3 protein-coding genes are annotated in these 2,866 nt (G+C 39.4%); all 3 read left to right on the top strand.

Annotation, left to right across the window (positions count from 1 at the left end; translation table 11 throughout):
- Positions 1 to 187 precede the first annotated feature (187 nt).
- Positions 188 to 634 carry a hypothetical protein gene (locus H524_RS0111775; RefSeq protein ID WP_156907610.1) on the top strand — a complete coding sequence of 149 codons (447 nt, stop codon included), beginning with the start codon at positions 188 to 190 and terminating at the stop codon, positions 632 to 634.
- 378 nt (positions 635 to 1,012) lie between these two features.
- Positions 1,013 to 2,524: an IS1634 family transposase gene (locus H524_RS0111770; protein WP_169726155.1), complete on the top strand. Its 1,512-nt coding sequence runs from the start codon at positions 1,013 to 1,015 to the stop codon at positions 2,522 to 2,524.
- Between the two features lie 130 nt (positions 2,525 to 2,654).
- A partial coding sequence (locus H524_RS15750) for a hypothetical protein (protein WP_044122281.1) occupies positions 2,655 to 2,866 on the top strand: 212 nt, incomplete at its 3' end.

Genomic DNA, 2,866 nt, shown 5'->3' with positions numbered 1-2,866 from the left:
GGTAAGAAACATGACTCCACTTGATGAGGATGAGCGCTTAAAGTGCCTTGAGCTCTTGTGTGACAGAGAGGCATTGATAATCGAAGATAACAATGATTGTAATATGATCTGCATTCTTGCTTTGCTGTGCAGTGAACTTAAGATCGCCAGCTATTTACAGTCACATGGCACTAACCTGCAAAGATTCATGCAAGAAGAAAAAGAGTATCTTAAATACGTTAATTTTAACGAATTGCTATATAGTGAACTCTTTACTAATTTGCAAGGTGTGGTTCATCTCATTGAATGGGTAGCAAGTGACGGAAAGGCTTTCTCAATTCCACCTAGCTATATTCCTGTGATCATTCAGGAGGGGCCTAATGAGTTTGCAAAGATCTTCGATCTTTTAGATGTAAAAGCAAAAGATCTTGTTGAGTTATTTGAACAAGCAATCTTGAGCTCCTGTCATAGCGCAGTTAATACAATCATCAACTCTAAGCAGATTAAATCAAAACAAACCCTCAGTAAGCTTATAGATGTGGCCACAGAGCACAATGCACATGAAGCCACAGCAATGCTCCTTGAAAGGCAACAAGGGTCTCAAAGCAAGGCCAAAACCAAAAAGACTAGCAGAAGGTCATCTTTAAGCTTGTAGCGGCACAAAAGTAGTTGTTTGCTATCACTATGATTTAGCTTAGATCCTGCATCCCTAAATTTATTGTTGGGTAACGTTAAGTAGCAGAAGAACACGTTACTCAACATCCTTGAATGTATATGCTTTAGCTAGACCATGTTCTAGGTTTTTTTATATTCTGTGATACCCTAGAAATACTAAATACGGAGTATAATATATATGCTTTACACTGAGATATCGATTCCGCTTCCAGACGATAGTAGATATGAGATATATAAGCAGGGTAAAGGCACTACATATGTCAAATACCGTATAAAGAGCTATAGACATGAAGGGCGACTTAAACATGATAGATTGCTTATCGGAAGGCTGGTTATAGATCCAATTGATGGAGCTAAGATGTTCCATCCAAACTCAAACTACTTCTCTTTCTTCAATGTGCAACCCCCAACTTTTTCCAAAGTTAAAGGGCCTGGACGTCCTCGAAAAGCGCGTAAAGAACCTGTCAGTATTGAGCGCAAATCAATCGAAACTGCTTTTGGCTATTCAATCGCATGTCACTTTTTAGCTAGAGAGCACTCTCTTGATCAAATACTTATAAACTCATTCGGTGTCGCTTTAGCAAACAAGATACTTGCTGTTGGTGCTTTTTTCGGGGCAGGTGCGCCAGGTGGGCTAACAAATATCGACCATTTCACAGATAAGCATATGTGCTTTACTGATGGGGTCATAACATCACAAGGCTTGAGTCAGCTTTATCAGGAAATAACCACTGCTGAATGCAATGACTTCTTCAAGGAGTGGACAAAATACTGCTGTGCAGATGACTGTATTTGTTACGACGTAACATCAATATCGAACTACTCTACATCGTTGCCAATGGTTGCATGGGGATATAACCGCGATAAAGAAAGACTTCCTCAGGTAAATGTAGGAATGTTTTGCACCATTGAACGCAAGCTACCAGTCTTCTTTAGCTACTATAACGGCTCTATTAATGACTTTACTAACTTGCCTTATGTGTTAGAGCAGGCCAGGTTAAATGGTCTTAAGCTAGATGTTCCACTAACCTTAGTTTTAGATGGTGGCTTTGCCGTCTCTGAACCACTTGATATAGCTAGGCAGCATGGATGCGAGTTTATCGTTGGAGCGCCTCTCGATCTGAGCAAAGACATAAGAAATCAAGTGTTAGATTGGCGAGGTAGCCCTTTATCGTCAAATACTTCGCTAATACAGCGTCATGATGAAACTATACGTTGTAGTGTGAAGGAGTTTACTATTGGCCGTATAAATACAAGGCTTATGATGTATAAGTCACCACTTTCTTCAGCAAGAGATGAGTCAACACTCAACTCATATGTAGCAAAGATTGCTCAAGAGCTAAAAACAGCAACTAGACTTTCTCAGTCTAAGCTAAAGCTATACTCTCAGTTCTTTCATATCAATGAAAATGAAGATGATGGACTTAGATTTGAGCTCAAAGAGAAGCATTACTCGGAGCTTTTAGAACTGTGCGGCTGTTTTGCTATGCTCTGTACTAGGAATGACTTATCGCCTAACGAATTGCTTGATATTTATCGGGCTAAAGACTGTGTTGAGAAGTCATTTAGCATCTTCAAAAATGACATTCTAGATGAAGGCCTGCAGGTTAATTATCAAGATAGTATCAATGGAAAACTGTTTCTAGCATTCATTGGACTGATCTTGCGTAAAACTCTTGAAAACAAGCTGAGATCGTATCTGACTAAATCTCGTATAGATCTAGATAGCGCTATAGCTAGACTTATGGATATAACATGTAGGAAACAGAATGATGAATGGGTATTAACCTCAGCTCTTTCAAAACAACAAAAAGAATTAGTAAAGGCACTCGATCTGCCAATAAGCCAATTAGATATTGGCAGAGGATAGACCTGATTCGTACTTAGTCTCTGGGTACGAATAGGCTTATTTGTGATACCTTATATTTCTTTAATGGATCCAGGTTAGATGGGGCTCAGCATTATATTTGGCTGTAGGCAACTAGCAGTGAGGACATTCTATGGACTTTGAGATCTCAGATGATGGTACGCTAATTCGTTATTCAGGCGCGGGCGGCGATGTGGTGATTCCTGAAGGCGTTAAGTTTATTGAGCGTTATTCAATCTTTGACAATGAGAATGAAATTACATCCTTAACGCTGCCAAAGAGCTTCATTGGCCGTAAGTTTAAGATCTGCTATAAAAATGGCTTTATCTATAACGCCCAAGACAA

The organism is Anaerobiospirillum succiniciproducens DSM 6400 (assembly GCF_000482845.1).
GTDB classification, from domain to species: domain Bacteria; phylum Pseudomonadota; class Gammaproteobacteria; order Enterobacterales; family Succinivibrionaceae; genus Anaerobiospirillum; species Anaerobiospirillum succiniciproducens.
This window is presented reverse-complemented; position numbering and strand designations above follow the sequence as displayed.

What these genes read in the sequence shown, in the direction of transcription:
- H524_RS0111775 (WP_156907610.1), top strand. Translation starts at nt 188, where the DNA reads ATGCAAGAAGAAAAAGAGTATCTTAAATACGTTAATTTTAACGAATTG.
- H524_RS0111770 (WP_169726155.1), top strand. Translation starts at nt 1,013, where the DNA reads ATGTTCCATCCAAACTCAAACTACTTCTCTTTCTTCAATGTGCAACCC.